This is a genomic window from Neobacillus rhizosphaerae (genome assembly GCF_937468385.1).
GTDB lineage: Bacteria > Bacillota > Bacilli > Bacillales > Cytobacillaceae > Neobacillus > Neobacillus rhizosphaerae.
The window spans coordinates 1-18,029 of sequence record NZ_CALBWS010000048.1 but is presented as its reverse complement, the minus strand read 5'-3'; the positions used below and the strand labels follow the sequence as shown (position 1 = coordinate 18,029).

15 protein-coding genes are annotated in these 18,029 nt (G+C 35.0%); 5 read left to right on the top strand and 10 right to left on the bottom strand.

From position 1 onward, the window contains the following. Positions 1–249: 249 nt before the first annotated feature. Positions 250–999 (top strand): coiled-coil domain-containing protein, encoded by a 750-nt coding sequence (locus tag M5A78_RS23220; RefSeq protein WP_248737662.1) that lies wholly within the window; start codon positions 250–252, stop codon positions 997–999. Between the two features lie 22 nt (positions 1,000–1,021). Then, positions 1,022–2,263: a polysaccharide deacetylase family protein gene (locus M5A78_RS23215; protein WP_248737661.1), complete on the top strand. Its 1,242-nt coding sequence runs from the start codon at positions 1,022–1,024 to the stop codon at positions 2,261–2,263. A 730-nt stretch (positions 2,264–2,993) separates the two neighbouring features. On the opposite strand, the gene M5A78_RS23210 is transcribed toward M5A78_RS23215, so the two are convergent. The 7 genes from M5A78_RS23210 to M5A78_RS23180 all read right to left on the bottom strand — a co-directional run bounded on the left by M5A78_RS23210 (position 2,994) and on the right by M5A78_RS23180 (position 11,255). Continuing rightward, positions 2,994–4,322 carry a 6-phospho-beta-glucosidase gene (locus M5A78_RS23210; protein WP_248737660.1) on the bottom strand — a complete coding sequence of 443 codons (1,329 nt, stop codon included), beginning with the start codon at positions 4,320–4,322 and terminating at the stop codon, positions 2,994–2,996. Between the two features lie 31 nt (positions 4,323–4,353). Beyond that, on the bottom strand, positions 4,354–4,662 hold the full coding sequence (locus M5A78_RS23205) for a PTS lactose/cellobiose transporter subunit IIA (protein WP_248737659.1): 309 nt from the start codon (positions 4,660–4,662) through the stop codon (positions 4,354–4,356). A gap of 89 nt (positions 4,663–4,751) precedes the next feature. Next, positions 4,752–5,513: a chitin disaccharide deacetylase gene (chbG, locus tag M5A78_RS23200; protein WP_248737658.1), complete on the bottom strand. Its 762-nt coding sequence runs from the start codon at positions 5,511–5,513 to the stop codon at positions 4,752–4,754. A gap of 10 nt (positions 5,514–5,523) precedes the next feature. Further along, complete coding sequence (celB, locus tag M5A78_RS23195; RefSeq protein ID WP_248737657.1) at positions 5,524–6,876, bottom strand: PTS cellobiose transporter subunit IIC; 1,353 nt, start codon at positions 6,874–6,876, stop codon at positions 5,524–5,526. 13 nt (positions 6,877–6,889) lie between these two features. Beyond that, a complete protein-coding gene (locus M5A78_RS23190; RefSeq protein ID WP_248737656.1) occupies positions 6,890–7,195 on the bottom strand; it encodes a PTS sugar transporter subunit IIB in 306 nt (101 codons plus the stop codon). Between the two features lie 186 nt (positions 7,196–7,381). Then, positions 7,382–9,325, bottom strand: coding sequence for a BglG family transcription antiterminator (locus M5A78_RS23185; protein ID WP_248737655.1), 1,944 nt, complete (start codon positions 9,323–9,325; stop codon positions 7,382–7,384). A gap of 1,027 nt (positions 9,326–10,352) precedes the next feature. Beyond that, the gene (locus M5A78_RS23180) at positions 10,353–11,255 is read right to left on the bottom strand and encodes a LysR family transcriptional regulator (protein ID WP_248737654.1); all 903 of its coding nucleotides are present in this window, start codon (positions 11,253–11,255) and stop codon (positions 10,353–10,355) included. 116 nt (positions 11,256–11,371) lie between these two features. Here M5A78_RS23180 and M5A78_RS23175 point away from each other — a divergent pair, with 116 nt between their 5' ends. The 3 genes from M5A78_RS23175 (at position 11,372) to M5A78_RS23165 (ending at position 15,941) form a co-directional block, all read left to right on the top strand. Beyond that, a complete protein-coding gene (locus M5A78_RS23175; protein ID WP_248737653.1) occupies positions 11,372–12,625 on the top strand; it encodes a cation:dicarboxylate symporter family transporter in 1,254 nt (417 codons plus the stop codon). 407 nt (positions 12,626–13,032) lie between these two features. Further along, on the top strand, positions 13,033–14,475 hold the full coding sequence (locus M5A78_RS23170) for a L,D-transpeptidase family protein (RefSeq protein WP_248737652.1): 1,443 nt from the start codon (positions 13,033–13,035) through the stop codon (positions 14,473–14,475). A 221-nt stretch (positions 14,476–14,696) separates the two neighbouring features. Next, on the top strand, positions 14,697–15,941 hold the full coding sequence (locus M5A78_RS23165; protein ID WP_248737651.1) for an ATP-binding protein: 1,245 nt from the start codon (positions 14,697–14,699) through the stop codon (positions 15,939–15,941). Between the two features lie 169 nt (positions 15,942–16,110). On the opposite strand, the gene M5A78_RS23160 is transcribed toward M5A78_RS23165, so the two are convergent. From M5A78_RS23160 to M5A78_RS23150, 3 genes are read right to left on the bottom strand one after another with little or no spacing between them, the layout of a single operon-like run. Further along, positions 16,111–16,740: an ABC-2 transporter permease gene (locus tag M5A78_RS23160; protein WP_248737650.1), complete on the bottom strand. Its 630-nt coding sequence runs from the start codon at positions 16,738–16,740 to the stop codon at positions 16,111–16,113. Then, positions 16,728–17,600: an ABC transporter ATP-binding protein gene (locus tag M5A78_RS23155; protein ID WP_248737649.1), complete on the bottom strand. Its 873-nt coding sequence runs from the start codon at positions 17,598–17,600 to the stop codon at positions 16,728–16,730. Before M5A78_RS23155 ends, M5A78_RS23160 begins: the two co-directional genes overlap by 13 nt. Beyond that, positions 17,597–17,977 carry a GntR family transcriptional regulator gene (locus tag M5A78_RS23150; RefSeq protein ID WP_248737648.1) on the bottom strand — a complete coding sequence of 127 codons (381 nt, stop codon included), beginning with the start codon at positions 17,975–17,977 and terminating at the stop codon, positions 17,597–17,599. Before M5A78_RS23150 ends, M5A78_RS23155 begins: the two co-directional genes overlap by 4 nt. Positions 17,978–18,029 lie beyond the last annotated feature (52 nt).

The following is an 18,029-nucleotide window of genomic DNA, read 5'->3' as shown; positions in this document are numbered from 1 at the left end:
TTAGATGACTTACCCAAAAATGTTCAATTGTTTTATTAAACTAACTCCTAACAGAGTAAATAAATATTTTACCTTTAACTCTATATTAATAGCAACTTTCATTAAAACTATATACCCAATAGTTGACATTTATCGACATAAATATACAATAAAATTAGGATGTTTATAATATTTTTATATTTTTGTTTGTTTAAAAATTTTAATAGGAAAAGATCTTTAATCTTATAAATATAAATAGGAGCTGATATTTTGGCCAGCGAAACAGAAAAAAAAGGAATGGGTTGGTTTAAAGGCGTTCTGTCTAATCAAAACCAATTGGAGAAAAAAAGTGCAGAACAGCAAGAAGTCATAGCTGATATTATTGTAGGAGAGCCTTCTAATACTATGAAAGAGTCTCAGCAATCTGTTACAGATAGCAATAAAAACTTATTTTCAAAAGATAACCAGGATAAAATAGCATTGGATGTACTAGTTTCTATAGAAAACATACTTAAGGAACGGCAATTGCTATCTTATAAATATAGAGGGCTTGAGGATCAACTATTTACAGCAAATGAAGCGATCAATCGTTTTAAGCATGATCTAATTAAGCGAGACCAACTTTTACAAGAAAAAAATAAGGAAATTCGTGAATTAGAAAATAACCTGACAAACAAACAAATGAGGTATGATCAGCTTCTTGAAGATTATAAGGAATATCAACTTACATCAAACATGGAATATGAAAAGATCTCAAATCAACTTGAAACAGAAACGGCTAAATACAACAAACTCATTGAAGAATCTACGAATGCTCAATATCAAAGTATGTTAAAAGTCAACGAACTTGAAGATAAAGTTAGAAACCTAGAAATAGAAAATCAAAAATATGCCGAACAATATCAAAAACTTGTTGATGATAAGGCTGAATTAATGCAAACCATTAATGATTTTACCGAGAGAATGTCCTTCTCTTTCTCAACAAAGGCAACTGCTTCTAATCTATCACAATCAGAATAGACAAATAGAGAAGGAGACAACCATGGCAGTCTACCACGGTAAAGTACTTGAACTAGTAGCTATTGAAAAGAGTAACGAAAAATCATATTTACGCATAAAGTTATCCTTTGAACAAGAAGCTGAACTGTTTTGGAATGTTGACAGTGAAACTGCTGAAAATTTAATGACAATATCTCAATTTGATGAAAATCACAAATATAGATTATCTTTACATACTACATTGGACACAATCAAAAAGCATTATATAAGTTTTATTACAAGAACATATCGCGATAAAAGTGATCGAATTTATTTTACTTGTTCATCGGATTACAAAAACGATTTAGATTCTATTAAAAACACACAAAGTATTAACGATATAAAGAAATTCTCATTTTTATCTACAAATCTATCAGCAATTGATGAAAAAAAAATTGAACAAACAAATGAGCAAAATAAATTAGTGATTTCAAAAGGATACAAGCTTTCATTTAAATGGGTAATTATTTCCATGATTAGTGTTATATTTTACTTACTGTTTGGATATTCAAATAACTCGTATTTAAATAAGACTTCAATTAATAAAGCAACTATGCCAATTGGAGAAATTGAAACTACCGAAGTCAATTTAGAAAATAAAAAAAACATTTTTACACCAGTTAATAAATTTGAAAAAGATAAATCAACTCAATCTAGTCTTCCTTATATAGAACTAGATGACCTGATAACATACAGTATTCCAGAAGGCTACGTGTCCCTTACATTCGATGATGGCCCTTCTAAATATACAGAAGCGATCGTTGATATATTAAAGAAATACAAGGTTGGCGGTACTTTTTTCTTTATTGGAGTTAATGTAAAAAAACATCCCTACTCTGTTCGATATGTTCAATCAAATAAATATTCGATTGGTAGCCATTCTATGAACCATCTAAAAATGTCGGACCTATCCTTTGAAAAACAAGAAGATGAAATCATACAAGCTACTAAAGCAATAGAGGATATTACGAATGAAAAGGTAGTCCTCTTCAGACCACCTTATGGAGCGTTAAATAATCAGACAAAAAATATAATCCATAATTACCATGATAAAATGATACTTTGGAACATGGATCCGAAAGATTGGAAAACTCGTGATACAGATAAAATATATAATGATATTCATAACACAGAGGCTTCCGGTTCAATAATCCTTTTGCATGAATCTCAAGCTGTTATTGATGCTTTACCCAAAATAATTGAGCACTTGCAAGAACAGAACCTAAAAATTGTCAGTTTACAGTAAATAAGTTGCTTAGAAAATACTATTGCTGAAACGAATTAATGTTAATGAACAAACATTAAATCAAATTCAAACTAATTTTATCGAAAAACAAAGATCCTATAGGCCGATGAATTACTTGGTTCTATAGGATCTTTGTTTTTAAGTTATGTTCTTCTACTATGGAAAGTTATACTTTCCTTTCGGCTAAGAAAAGTACAAGCTCCTTGGTCACCCCGGATATAGGGAGACTTAGTCGATTGGAAATCGGCTTCCTTAATGAGGACTATTTTGTCAGTGTCCTATAAACAAGCAAATGTTTTTCGGCATTTAAAGTCCGAATCTTGACTTTTAGTGCCGAAGGCTTTTGACCTCAAGGGGCTAGGTTCTAGAGCTGGACGTAGATAAACTAATATATATTTTAACTACAACGTTGAAATAAAAATTTCCTACATGAAAAAAGCTTGGATGTATTGATCCAAGCTTTTTCCTATTTATAACATATTATTATAAATTTCAAGACTTTTAATGGTTTATTCATAGTTTGTTCATTTCAAGTGTTTATGATGAATATATGAAACGGACATGATCTTTTCATACCCTTTCAACCCCCCCCTTTTTATATATATTTTTTTATCCGGCCTTTCGCCGGATATTTTTTTGACTATAAAGTAGCATAATTGAATAGGTATAACAAAATGGTTCTGGTGGATATTAACACCAGAACCATTTTAGAAGTCATTCAATTTCTCCGTTAAACTTTAGCCTCTTTAAAAAACTGTGGTAAGTACTCATGATGGGCTTCTAGCATTTCATCAACAATTTCTTTGGCAATCTGATCTGATGGTGTAAGCGGATTGATTGTTAAAGCCAACAGTGCCGTATTATAATTTCCAGTTACAGCTGCTTCAGCTGCTACTCTTTCAAATGATTTAATTTGTTGAACAAGCCCGCGTACAGGAACTGGTAAATCCCCCACTACAATCGGCTTTGGGCCTTCCTTCGTAATGATACAGCTAACTTCCACTGCTGATTCGTAAGGTATACTTGCAATAGCACCACGGTTCATTGTGTTAACAGGTTGAATATCACCTTTGTCATTGTAAATCGAAGTGATTAACCTTACTGCTGCATCAGAGTAGTAAGCTCCGCCGCGCTTTTCTAATTGAGGAGGCTTAATATCAAGATTTTCATCTTTATACAGTTCAAATAATTCTTTTTCTAATTTTTGAACTACTTCTGCTCGTGTGCCTTCTTTTTTTGAACTTTCCATTTCCTTTCCAACCATTTCTTTTGTTTTATAATAGTACATATGATAAGGGCAAGGGAGAACATTTAAAGCCTTTATAAACTCTGGTTCCCAACCTATTCCTTGAATGTTTTTAACAAAACTACTGTTGTTAGGATCAGTCAAAAACTCAATCACTTGATCTTTCACACTTTCACCATCAACATAAACGTCTAGTCCATATACCATATGGTTCAGACCTGCAAAGTCAATCCGAACCCGAGAAGGGTCTACATCCAGCAACTTAGCAATTCCCATTTCCATGCCGATTGGAACGTTACAAAGCCCTACAACTTTTTTAATATTCGTGTAACGAAGAACTGCTTCAGTCACCATCCCAGCTGGATTTGTGAAGTTGATTAACCATGCTTGCGGGCATAATTCTTCCATATCACGGCAAATTTCCAATATCACCGGAATAGTCCGTAATCCTTTAAATAATCCCCCAGCACCATTTGTTTCTTGCCCCAGAACACCGTATTTTAATGGAATTCTTTCGTCTTTTGCACGGGCCTCAAGCAACCCTACACGGAATTGCGTGGTCACGAAATCTGCATGCTTTAATGCTGCTCTTCGATCAATTGTTAAATGAATCTCAATAGACAGTCCTGCTTTTTGCACCATTCGTTTTGCAAGTTCACCTACAATTTCTAACTTTTCTTTCCCTGCCTCAATGTCAACTAACCATAGTTCACTGATAGGAAACTCATCATATCTTTTAATAAATCCCTCAACGAGTTCCGGAGTATAGCTTGATCCTCCACCTATCGTAGCTACTTTAAGCCTTTTAACCATTTTTTCAAACCTCCAATTACTTGGGTTTTTTTCACTTCATTTTTTCATATAGATCAACAAATTCAGTTGCTAAATCTTTCATTGTCATTGCATTCATTAAATGATCTTGTGCATGAACCATTAATAATGAAACTTCCGTTTTTTCTCCTCCAATTTCAGCTTGAATATGAGAAGTTTGAATGTGATGTGCTTCATTTAACGCATCTGCACATTCTTGTAATTTTTCTCTTGCTTCAGAAAAATCACCTTGTTTGGCAGCAGCGATTGCTTCCATTGCTAAACTTCTTCCATTCCCACCATGAAGGATAATCTGAAAAATAATTTGTTCCTGATTTTCCATGTTGTTCCTCTCCTACCCTAAACGCATTCGACGTGAGCAAAGCCAACTAATTTTTTAAAATAACTATTCAACTTAATTGTCAACTCACGTTAAAATGCATTAGACTGTTTGGTCGCTTCCTTGTAAGTAACCAGTTTTATTTTTCTGTCCACGATTGCATCTCGAACTTCTTTGTCTGTTAAAATAGCAAGCTCTCTTACACGCTGAAGAGCATATGAACTTCCTGTCAATAATGGCTCATCGATAAAGGCGGGATGGCACATTAATTCTGCCGTTTCATATGACAGAACTTTATCGAGTAAATGAATGAGACTTCTGCTTGTCAGTTCATTCCCGTAAAACTCATGTAAAAAGCATTGTACAGTTTGTAATCTACTATTACTTGTATGCTTCGGATCATCTGATACTTTACGAATTGGCAGTTGATAATTTTGCGCTATTTTTTCCATAATTGGATATATTCTTTCATGACCATGAACATGATGGTGACTATCGATATGAGTGGGGTTTAACCCGAAAGAAAGGAATTTTTCAATCTGGCTAGTGAATTCTTTTTCAATGTCTGCAACCTCGGCAAATTGGACAAGACCCTCGACATTGTGAAAACTTCCTGTTTCATCTATAAGGGATGGAACATCATCATTTACTGGTGAGCCACAATCTACTACAAGATGGATCCCAACTCCTAATCCTGGGTTATCCTTTGCAAGAGCGGCAGCATGCTCAGCTCCTGGCATATTTGTCATCATCGTTGTCGAGGTAACCACGCCAAAGTTAAATGCTTCGATGATTCCTAGATTTACCCCTTTGGAGTACCCAAAGTCATCTGCATTGATTACTAGTTTCGTCATGATTGCCCTCCTATGCTTTTATACCGTTACTCCCCATCTGAGTTGCTTTTGTTTCACCTTTTTCTTCTGCAAATTTTTGTTTATCCCATATTCTAAAGAATGGATAGTAAATCGCAAATGCGACAACAAAGTTTACTATTTGGAGAACGGCTCCTGAGATTTTATTACCTGCTGCTAAATATCCTCCGATAATTGGCGGCATCGTCCATGGTACTGCAATCCCGGAAGGCTTCACTACTAAACCTGTTTTCATGGCAAGATAGGTTATAATGACAGTTGCAAGTGGTGTTAAAATAAATGGCAGAATCAAAAGAGGATTCATAACGATTGGCATCCCAAATGTAATCGGTTCATTAATATTGAAAATTCCAGGTCCAATCGCTAAGCGGCCTAACTGTTTCATTTGTTGACTACGAGAACGTAAGAGCATCGCGACTACTAATGCTAAAGTAGCACCACTACCACCAATATAAATAAAGATATCAAAAAACTGTTGCGTGAATATGTTTGGCAAATCTGTTTGACCACCCTGAAAAGCAATCCGGTTCGCATCCATTGATGCCAGCCAAATTGGTCCCATGACCCCACCAACAATGGAAGCACCATGCAATCCGCACGACCAAAGTAGTTGAATAAGGAAAACGGCGACCAAACTTCCAATAAGGCTTCCACCCAATACACCAAGTGGTTTCCCTAAAATTTCCCCTACAATATTGTGAAGGCTTTCAAAACTTGTTTGTTCGACAATTAAACGAAGTATCCAAATAAAAGCTATGACAACAAAACCAGGTATTAAGGCAATGAATGACTTACTTACTGCTGGTGGAACTCCATCTGGCATTTTAATAATAATATTCTTTTGAATAAAAAATCGATAAATTTCAGTAGATATCATGGCAATAATCATCGCAACAAATAATCCTTTACTTCCCATTAATGCGGAAGGTATAGCTCCGCCAACTAGAACCGGATTTGTGGCACCTTCAGGTAAAAACGACACATGATAAGGGGTAGCCAAGAGGAAAGCAGCAACAGAAATGGCACCAGCCGACAAGGCATCCACCTTATATTTTTCAGCAAGTCGATAGGCAATCCCGAAGGCTGCGATAAGTGCCATAATATCGAATGTTGCACCAACTGGATACAATAATTTTGTCAGCCAAGCCTCCCCAAAGGTTCTTGCCATGAAATCTTCATAGCCTGGTATTGGAAGGAATCCTAATATTAAAAATAGCGAACCAACAATGATTAATGGCATCGTTAAAATAAGTCCATCACGCAATGCCTGTAAATGGCGTTGTCCTGCTATACGTCCAGCAACAGGCATAATCTTGTTTTCTAAAATATTGTTTAAGTTGCTCATCCCAATCACTCTCCTATTTAGTGACTAACTGTTTGGCAAACTTCAAAACCTCTGATCCATTGCATGTACCATAATGAACTGAGTTAATGACATCAACAGGGATTCCTTTTTCTTCTCCTAATTTTTTTAATTGTGGTAGCATATATCGTACCTGTGGACCGACAAGCAACACATCTGCCTGATCAATATGATTCCTTACTGCATCACCTGATACCGCCCAAATTTTAGCTTCTAGGCCCTGTTCCCTTGCGCTTTTTTCCATTTTTGTGACTAATAAACTTGTAGACATCCCTGCTGCACAGCATAGTAAAATATTCACTTCCTGTCCCCCTTTTATCAATATTTTAAGTTGAACTATGATGTAGATTAATTCTATATTGATAGCGCTTACATTAACACACAATTATTTTCCGTTGATCAAAGGAAATAATTGTGTGTATATTCAGAAAATATTTTTTTAGATTTTTATCAAAAAAAGAAAAAAGGCAATAAATTTCAAAATGAATTATTGCATTTTTTCTTTTAGGAATATGTGTAATAACTCATTGAACGTCTCACATTTTACTAATTGCTGAACCAGCTTTTCATTATCTACTACTTTAAGCAATAAATCATACATTTTCTTCAAATCAGTTGTGCTGTCTTTTTCTACACATAACATACAAACAAAGCGGACTTTTTTGCCGCCCCAGTCAATCGGTTTTTGTAATGTACAAACAGCCCAGAATGTGGAATTTGTTTTCGGTATAATTGGATGGGGAATAGCAACAAGGTTCCCAAAGCTAGTTGGGGCAACAGCTTCTCTCTCTAATACAGCCTCTCTAAATGTTTCATCTACTAATCCTAACGATTGCAGCCTTTCTGACAAAAAGCTTATAACCTCTTCTTTTGTTTCCAGTCTTTGTTGAAGAAAGACTAATTCTTTTTTTGTGTATTCCAATGTTTGTTCTTTATCAGCTATCAATGCGTTAGCTATTTTCTCAAAATCATTCCCGCCAAAGATGGTATTCACTTCAATAATAGGGATTGGAAGGGACTCAGAAATGGGGATCGTACTAATAATAAAATCGATGGTATGTAACGGGATTTCATGAAGTTTATAATATTCTGTAGTTCCAGCGATTTCAAGCTTCGATCCAAATTCGGCTTTTAATTTATATTTAAGTAGTGTTGCACTGCCAATCCCAGATGCACACACGATGATACATCTCTTTACTTGTTTGTTCATCTTAATTCTTTCTAAAGCTGCACCGATATGGATGGCCAAATAGCCTATTTCATTTTCGTTTATGTCTATTCCTACTTCTTGCTTAATTACCCTACCAGCGATAATTCCGGCTTCAAATGCAATTGGATAGCTTGCTTTAATCGCCTCTAGCAAAGGATTGCGCAGGTTCATTCCATATCGATAACGATTAATGGCAGGTTTTATGTGTAAAGCGATTCCTACAATTAGCTCCTTATCATGCTTTATACCAAGTTTCAATTTATTCTCTATGGAATCTAGTATTTTTACTATAAGTTCATAGTCTTCAACATCAACAAATGATTGTATTTCTTTTTCACTAATATTGGGTTGCACTGCAATTTTATTCCCTAATAAGTGGATGGTAATATAAGCAATCTCTGTTTTTGGAAACAGGACGCCTAATGCTTTTTCAATCCGACTTACAATATTAGATGCTACGATATATTCTTTTTGCTTAAGAATATCCTTTAACTCTTCAGGATACAAAGATACATAATTCCCATGACGTATACGGACACAGGCTATTGCAATATGAATAATTAAATTACTTAAACTTATATCCGAAAGATTAATCTGATATTCTTTAATTTGGTCTAAAATAATCCTTCGAATGGCAGACATTTCTTCAGGAGGAAGAATCAAAATTCGTTCATTGATCATATCAAGTTCAGTTTGTCTTCTATTGAATAAATATTCTGACATACAAAACCTTAATTTAAGTTCATCCCCAATTAATTTCAAACCGTAATTCGGACGTTTTTCTAGGAAAATATCATATTGTTGTAAAATTTTTTTGACATCCTTTAAATCATTTTGAATCGTCGATTTACTAATGTACATTTCCTCTGCAAGCTCTTCAAGTTTCACAAACTGATTAGTCAGAAGTAGTCTTCTTATTACATATTGAACACGTTCCTCTGGTAAAGTAGGTATAAATCCTGATTCTCTAGGTTTATTCTGAAATATTTTCTGTAAAAACGATCGGAAAAGTTGATCTTCTTGAATTATAAGTTCATATCCTTTTCCTCTTACAGACTTGATTGCTGCACCGCTCTTAGATAGTATAAATTCTAAGTCTTTCATGTCTGTTCTAATTGTACGTGACGTAACCTGAATGTTATTGGCTAAATATTCACTTGTTAGTGGATTTCTGGCTGCCATCAGTTCTCGTAATATTGAAACTAACCTTGTATGAATCATTCTTAATCCCCTTTCTGATCTCATCGCTATTTTATCTTTTTCATTACAATGGATCCTTCTTTTATCAAGTTCATTTCTCTTCCAACTTGAAATTATTTAAAGTTTTTCACATAGGTTTCTAATGTTTTTATATTTATACCTGTAGCACTTTTCATTCCTGCTTCGAACCCGCCTTTTGACTTCGTTTCTAGTAGAATTTGGTATATTATATCTATACCATACTCCTGGATTAAGAATTTAATGACTAGATAAGAGTGTAAATACAACTCATAGTTACGATCTGTTCGATAATGATTCCATTGATCATAGGTGACTAATTTTTTTAATGGAACAACTGGGGGGTGTATATTTGGATAATCTCATTAAGCTGATTATTATTTGAACCCATTAGCTCTTCATTTTATTGAATAGCACCTTCTAATGCATTCTTAGTTTCAGTTGTTAAGCAACGATGATTCACCGTGAAATGAATTTTTTTTAACAAACTTAGAAAGAAATATAAAAGTAGCATAATTAAATAGCTATACACATATATTTATAAAACATTTTCACTTGAAAGGGGAATCTTTAACTATGGATAATTGCATTTCTTGTGGAAAGGAATTATCAATTATGGAGAGGAATCGAACGGAATGCTGGGAGTGCAGAGAGACGACTGTGGAAGCATATACGGAAGAGGAATAAATAGTTCAGATACAGTGAATATATAAGAAACGGCCCTAGTCCTCATTTTACTAACGTAAAGACTGGGCCTTTTTTACATCCATGGCGGCGGCGAGTTTTCATTTACATTCATTCACTTCAATTATTTACATCATCTATTTTAGACAAAGACAAAAGGCGTTGAGCAGCTTTGTCAAACGCATATTTCCACGTATATATTTACCATACTCATTAAAATTGAAATAGTCATCTTAGTTAATGGAATTTCCATATATTGAAAATAATATTGGTATTTCCATGAAAATCTGCAGTATTTCAAAAAAGTGCTTGCTCTCCGTTATTTTTCCACTTTTAGGACAGGCACCTATGTCCACAAATTAATATTTCTAAAGTAATACAGCACAAATTCATAAAACAGCTCTTCTGAAGGAGAAAGCTGGCGATTTTTTGGGATAATGACTCCTACTGTTCTTTTCACTTCTGGATCGTTGATTTTTAATTTTACTGTTCCACTAGGCATATTCTCAAAAAGTGTTGTCTCGGGGAGAAGAGTGACACCTATCCCCGCTGAAACTAATCCTTTTATCGTATCAAAATCTTCGCCTTCAAAAGGAATGAATGGCCGGAAGCCAGCCTGGTGGCAGGCATCTACTACTATTTTCCGAAGAACAAAGCCTTCTGGAAATAATACAAAGGAATCCTTCTCTAATTGGTATAATGATAAACTGCCTTCTGCTGCAAGAGAGTGAGTTTCAGGTAAGAGAGCAACAAAATGTTCTGAAAAAAGGATATCGCCATGTAAATCTGGATCACTAACCGGAACAGGACCGATAAACGCTAAATCAATCTCCCGACTCTTAATTCCCTCTGTGAGAAATTCATAGGATCCTTGCCGCAAATGAAACCTTACCTCGGGATGCTCTTTTTTAAAAGCTGAAATGAAGGTTGGCAGGGTTCTGCTCGCTATACTCGAGGGAAACCCTATTCGGATCGTCCCGTGTTCTGGATCTAAATATTCATCAACTATCTGTGTGGCATTGTCAACCGCCTTTAAAGCAATCATGGCCTGGTCAGCGAACAATTTTCCGATCAAAGTTAATTTTACATTCCGCCCTTCTCTTTCAAACAACTCTACTCCTAATTCTTTTTCTAAAAGTCCGATCTGGCGGCTTAAAGCAGACTGGGCAACATGCAAGGTTTCTGCAGCCATAGAAAAATGCTCGACCCTCGCAACCTCAATAAAGTATCTTAACTGTCTTAGTTCCATAATGTGACCTTCCTATCTCAAATTGAGATAATTTTTATCTATATTATATATTGTTAATATAGATAAATATATATTAGAATAACTTCTTAGGGATTTAATAGGGGGAGTGAATTAAGATGAAAAGAATCGGGTTAGCATGGCAAATTTTCATAGGTTTGGTTCTAGGTATTGCGGTCGGCGGGATTTTTTACGGAAATCCTCATGTTGTTGAGTACCTGCAACCAATTGGAAATATATTCATTCGCCTAATCAAAATGATTGTGATTCCAATTGTTATCTCCAGTCTGATTGTTGGCGTTGCTGGTGTTGGGGATATGAAGTCATTAGGGAAACTTGGCGGGAAAACCATTCTTTACTTTGAAATAATTACGACGATTGCCATCATGGTCGGGCTTTTGGCCGCAAATCTTTTCCATCCAGGAACAGGTGTGGATCGCTCACAACTTATCAAATCCGATATTAATGCGTATGTAACTACTGCGAAAACAACGGAGACGCATTCGATGGTCGACACGTTTGTAAATATCGTTCCTACTAATATCATTCAATCCTTAGCGAATGGGGATATGCTCGCTATCATATTCTTCTCGGTTATGTTTGGGTTAGGGGTAGCTGCAATAGGTGAAAAAGGAACACCGATTATCCAGTTCTTCAAGGGAACAGCTGAAGCCATGTTTTATGTAACGAACCAAATTATGAAGGTTGCACCACTTGGGGTATTTGCCTTAATTGGCGTTACTGTATCCACATTCGGTTTATCTTCTTTAATTCCGCTAGGAAAACTAGTTCTGGTTGTATATGGGGCGATGATCTTCTTTATTCTGGTCGTGTTGGGATTGACGGCAAAAATAGCCGGATATAATATTTTTAAACTCTTAGCTTATTTAAAAGACGAATTATTATTAGGCTTTTCCACAGCCAGCTCCGAAACCGTGCTTCCGAAAATCATGGAAAAAATGGAGAAGTTAGGCTGTCCAAAGGCCATCACCTCCTTTGTGATTCCAACTGGTTATTCCTTTAACCTTGATGGATCGACTCTTTATCAAGCGATTGCTGCCATGTTTATCGCCCAAATGTATGGAATTCATATGAGTATCGGTCAGCAAATCACATTGGTTCTCGTATTAATGCTTACGTCCAAAGGAATTGCCGGAGTTCCGGGTGTTTCGTTTGTTGTTCTTCTTGCGACACTTGGAAGTGTGGGGATACCTGTTGAAGGACTTGCCTTTATTGCAGGAATTGACCGGATCCTTGATATGGCACGGACAGCTGTCAATATTGTCGGAAACTCACTGGCAGCCCTTGTAATAACAAAATGGGAGAGTAAAGGTAATAAACTTGAGGAAAAAATAGGACAAAAAATAGCTTAAAAAGGGGGAAGGTGCAATTCTCGAGGTTTCTCGAGACTGCACCTTTTTCTTTTGTAAGTCTTTGACTAAAAAATAGAAAACTTCATTAAACCTACTTTAATATATTGGTTGAAAAAAATAATGGTTCTTAGCGATGACTTATTATAGATTATTTATAACAAATGAGGATGATCTTTTACATAGGTTGAGCAACAGCCTTTGCATTAAAAAATTTTAATTTAGGGGTATTTTTTAAAATTTTACTCTTAGTCAAAATGTGACATTTTCCACACCATGAAATGTAGTAGTATAATAGTAATAACTTAATAGTAAGGTAAACCAATCAAAAGTCATTAGTGAAAATCCACAAGTTTAAAGGTGGAGGAAGTTGATAGCTGGGTTACCAGGTAGCGGAGGGAATGTTTATTATGAGTACGGCAAATGAAACAGTGGAAGAAATTGATACAGAACGGGGTAACCGATTCAAACGGCGTGCAAACCGTAATTTTATTGCAATTGGAATTATCATTTTTATAGCACTCCTATTAGGGGGAATTAGCTATTTACAGGCAACCCGGTTCAATTCGCAAATTACGATTAATGACAAAAAAGTCGGTGGATTGACTGCTGATCAGGTGATAAATAAATTAAAAACATCTGAATTAAAAAATAGAGTCTATGTCGAAAAACAACAAATTTTAGATGAAAAAGATACGCAGATGGTATTTACGGATAAAGATCTTCCTGAGGTTAAGAAATTATTGAAAAGCCAGTGGACGTTTTTTCCTTCCTCAAAGGAAAAAAATTATTCGTTGATACCAAAAAATGCGGATCAGTTTCGAAGCCAAACGATGAAAAAGCAAGTAGAAGAAAAGCTCCTATCAATGAATAAGAGCTTAAAAGCACCCCAAGATGCGGAGGCGAAATTGGAACAGGGTAAAATTGTCATCTCTACTAGTATTAATGGAGAACAGTATGATATCGACGGTCTATTAAAGGATTATGATAAACAGAAATATACTAGTGATATTCATCTAAAACCCGTATTCATACAGCCAATCAAAGAGGACAGTCCGATTATAAAAGAAGAGGAGAAAACACTGCAGGATCTCCTTCTACGAACTGTTGATTATAAGGTACAAGACAAAGTGCATACTTTAAAAGCCAGTGAATTAATTAAAAATGCCTCTGTTTCAAAAGATATGAAGGTTACAATCACCGTGAGTGACATTAAGAACAAGATTGATGAAATTAATAGTTCTCAATCAACATTAAATAAAAATTTCACATTTAAGACCCATTCAGGTTCGGTCATTCAAGTTAAAGGACAAGGCTATGGCTGGGCAATAAATGCTGAGAAAGAAACATCGAGTATCCAGGAAGCTTTTGAAAAAGGAGAGAAATCGATTTCTGCTTCTAATATTTACGGAAAAGGCTGGAGCAATGAAGGCATTGGCTATGAAACTACAACGAATAATGGCATTGGCGACACGTATGCTGAAGTGTCTATTGCGGAGCAACGTATCTGGATTTATAAAAATGGACAATTAGTCGTCACAACCAATGTGGTGACCGGCAAACACAGCACCGGTGAAGATACTTCAAGAGGAGTGTGGTATATCCTCTATAAACGACCACAGTACACACTTAAGGGCAGTGCAGTAGGTAAAGCCGATTATGCCATTAAGGTAAATTACTGGGCACCGTTTACAAACAGCGGACAAGGATTCCACGATGCCAGTTGGCGGACAAACTGGGCAAATAATGCCTATCTAACGGCAGGTTCAGGCGGCTGTGTCAACACGCCCCCTAGTATAATGAAAACCGTGTATGATACTCTCAGTACCTACGATCCGGTTGTTATTTATTAAAAAGGACGGTTCTTGCGCTTCCTGCCAAGGAAGTACAAGAACCGTCCCTTTTCTTTTCAAAAACCTCAATTACTTATGGTACGGTTAACCTCACTAATTATTTCTGCGGTTAAAAGGGGTATTTTTCACCACTTAACGTAATTTTAAAAATCTGGTAATATTGAGGAGGTATTACGATCAATATATAAGCTTATAAATATCATCAGAAAGGAAGCCTCTCATTGTTTGAAACATTATTATTAAATTTTTTATTTTTATTACTCCCGGTTTTAATCTTTCTAATTTTTTTTGAACATAAACCACATTCATATAATAAAATTATTCTTATTTTCCTATCGGCTGTGACGATGATTCTTTGTATCACTATGCCTATTAAATTATCAATTGGAATTATTATTGATTTACGATACATCCCATTTATCATTGTTGCTCTCTATGGGGGTTACAAATATGTTTTTCCGCTTTATATTGTGTTAAATCTCTATCGAACCTACATTGGGGGAGATGGAACACTTAATTCCTTTCTTTTTTCAACCCTTATTTTTATGGTTGTACCGTTAATAAATCGTAAATTTGTACAGATGAATTCAAAAAATCGAATAATATCTGCGGGAACTGTATGTTTTCTTACATTTGTTTTTTACCTGGCCACTCTAAGTACAGTTTTTGAAGTACTGAATAGTGATTTCTGGAATATTACTTTTTCTACATTAACGGCAAATGTTGGGGCAATTCTGGTTATTATGGTTTTAATTGAGAAAATTATCTCCAATATGAAAAATCGTGAACAGTTTATACACTCGGAGAGATTAAATGTTGTAAGTGAGCTATCAGCGAGCGTTTCCCATGAAATAAGAAATCCGCTTACAGTTACTAGCGGTTTTTTACAGTTATTAAAAGCATCAAAAACCATCACACAGGAGGAAAGAAGATATATTGAGTTATCTTTACTCGAGGTTCTCAGAGCAGAGAAAATTGTGAGTGATTATCTTTCGTTTGCAAAGCCCCAATCCGAAAATATGGTCTATTCCAACTTCTTAACAGAAACAGAATATGCCAAAAACCTGATTATCCCTTATGCAATCATGCACCAAGTGGATGTTCAATTTCATTTTAATAACACGCTATATACAAGATATGATCAGAACCAAATCCAGCAATGTTTAATTAATTTATATAAAAATGGAATAGAAGCGATGAAAGACACCGGCGGCGGCACCTTATTTATTTCCATTTCCGAAAAAGAGCAAAATATTATCATCAAAATTCAAGATACGGGCATTGGAATGACCCGCGATCAAATTTCACGTTTAGGTAAGCCATATTATTCTACCAAGGAAAAAGGAACAGGCCTCGGTATGCTCATGGTGTACAGCACAATCAATAAAGTAAAAGGAACCATTGAAATCGATAGTCAAAAAGGAAAAGGGACAACCTTTGTACTAAAAATCCCTATTCAACCCTGAGAGGATTAAGTATTATAGGGATGCTTCCATAAGGCAGAAAACGTCCCTTTTAGTCTGCTTTTTGTATTTCATCAATAAGCGGACAAGGAACCAGATCAAGTCCTCCATCCTCGCTATTTCATGACCCATTTAATATTCCATTACAAAACGATAGCCTCTATGATTTTCCCTAAAAATCCTTCGCTTCATATATTTTTATTGTGCATAGCCATGATAATAAAAATAATAAACCTGTAATTACACTTCCAGTTAATAGTAATTGGGTGGCTGTAAATTGACTCAAAAATAATTGAATTGAACTTATTTTATCTTTTAATAAATACATCATAATTTGACCCAGGACTATAATACCAACTGCTATAATCATAGTTATGATTCTAGTATATTTCTCTCCAAATTTATATAAAATAGGAAAATAAATAGATGTAAATAAAAGGATGCACAGCATACCAATTAATAACTGATTGACCTCAGGAAAAGGCTGGTCATAAGCATCAAAAACAAAATAAAAGACAACTTGAAACAAAGTCGATAAACAAATAGCAAATATCCCAAAAATAATAGCACCAATATATTTTGAGGAGATGATACTTTTCCGATTAATAGGCAAACTGTTTAGCATGATATGCGAATTACTACGATCTTCGAAGCTGCCCGCACTAGAAACAAATAAAAATCCTGCAAATGAAATTGCAAAAATGGGCGGATTCTCTAGGATATAAAATAAGGCAATTAATCCGGTAATAAGTAATAGCATCCTTTTTAACATGAGAAAATCTTTCAAGATTAAAGAGTACATGTCAAATCCCCCTTATTTGTATAATACATGATGTCTTCAAGGCTGGGCTTTTCAATTAAAACCTCATCACCAAAAATATCCTTTGTTTTCTTCACACAACTTGTTAATGCTTCAAAACCAACATTCGTCTTCCGAATACTAACAAATTCTTTTTCTGTATCTCGATCTAATAAGTCATTGCTTCCTTTGACAATTCCATATTCCGTTAGCAGTTCCTCTCTTTCCTTTGAAAATAGTATTTTTCCTTTATGAATGTAGGTAATATAATCAGCAATTCTATCTAGATCAGTTGTAATATGGGTGGAAAAGAAAATCGTTTTTTGTTCATCTAACATGATTTCATGCAAGAGTTCTAATACTTCTCTTCTAAAAACAGGATCAAGCCCAGATGTAGGTTCATCCATAATGATGAATTCCGGGTCATGGCTGATCGCGAAAAGAATCGCCATTTTCATTTTCATTCCCTTTGAAAAGCCTTTAATTGGCTGTTTCTCAGGTAAACTAAATTGATCTAAGTACTTATAAAAAAGGTTATCATTCCATTTTTGATACATGGGAGCTATTATTTTTCGAAGTTCCCTAATGGATAAAGTATCGTAAAAGCAATTTTCATCATACACAAAACCAATTCGTTCTTTAATTGCTTGATTATGTTTGTCTTGGTCAAGACCAAAAATTGTAATGTTGCCGCTATCTTTTCTTAATAAATTCATTAATAATTTTATCGTTGTACTTTTACCAGCTCCATTGGCCCCAATAAATCCAGTGACATATCCTTTTTTTATCGAAAATGAAACATCATCCAATGAAAAATTCTTAAACGATTTTGTCACATTATTAAATTCAACTACATTAGTCATTTCAAATCATCTCCATACAAAATTAAAATCATTTCCATTAGTTCCTCTTTTGAAAGATGAACGAGCTTACTTTCTTCAATGATTTCGATTAATTTTTCCTCGATTATTTTCAACCGCCGTTCTTTTAACAACTCTTGATTTTGACTAGCTATAAATGATCCCTTACCAACTATTGAGACGATAAACCCATCACTCTCTAATTCTTCATAGGCTCGCTTTGTCGTAATAACGCTAACTTGCAAATCTTTTGCTAATTGGCGAATTGAGGGGAGTGAATCACCTTCTGATAGCTCTCCTGTTAAAACATGGTTCTTAATTTGCTTAATAATTTGCTGGTAAATGGGATCTTTCACGGAATTCGAAATAATGATATCCAATTAGTCACCTTCAATTCATATATCGTATATATACAATATATACATTATATAC

Excerpts from the sequence above, each read along its gene's own strand:
- chbG (WP_248737658.1), bottom strand. The coding sequence starts at position 5,513 with ATGACGAAACTAGTAATCAATGCAGATGACTTTGGGTACTCCAAAGGG.
- M5A78_RS23185 (WP_248737655.1), bottom strand. The coding sequence starts at position 9,325 with ATGATTCATACAAGGTTAGTTTCAATATTACGAGAACTGATGGCAGCC.
- M5A78_RS23180 (WP_248737654.1), bottom strand. The coding sequence starts at position 11,255 with ATGGAACTAAGACAGTTAAGATACTTTATTGAGGTTGCGAGGGTCGAG.
- M5A78_RS23205 (WP_248737659.1), bottom strand. The coding sequence starts at position 4,662 with ATGGAAAATCAGGAACAAATTATTTTTCAGATTATCCTTCATGGTGGG.
- M5A78_RS23210 (WP_248737660.1), bottom strand. The coding sequence starts at position 4,322 with ATGGTTAAAAGGCTTAAAGTAGCTACGATAGGTGGAGGATCAAGCTAT.
- M5A78_RS23155 (WP_248737649.1), bottom strand. The coding sequence starts at position 17,600 with ATGACTAATGTAGTTGAATTTAATAATGTGACAAAATCGTTTAAGAAT.
- M5A78_RS23175 (WP_248737653.1), top strand. The coding sequence starts at position 11,372 with ATGAAAAGAATCGGGTTAGCATGGCAAATTTTCATAGGTTTGGTTCTA.
- celB (WP_248737657.1), bottom strand. The coding sequence starts at position 6,876 with ATGAGCAACTTAAACAATATTTTAGAAAACAAGATTATGCCTGTTGCT.
- M5A78_RS23170 (WP_248737652.1), top strand. The coding sequence starts at position 13,033 with ATGAGTACGGCAAATGAAACAGTGGAAGAAATTGATACAGAACGGGGT.
- M5A78_RS23215 (WP_248737661.1), top strand. The coding sequence starts at position 1,022 with ATGGCAGTCTACCACGGTAAAGTACTTGAACTAGTAGCTATTGAAAAG.
- M5A78_RS23160 (WP_248737650.1), bottom strand. The coding sequence starts at position 16,740 with ATGTACTCTTTAATCTTGAAAGATTTTCTCATGTTAAAAAGGATGCTA.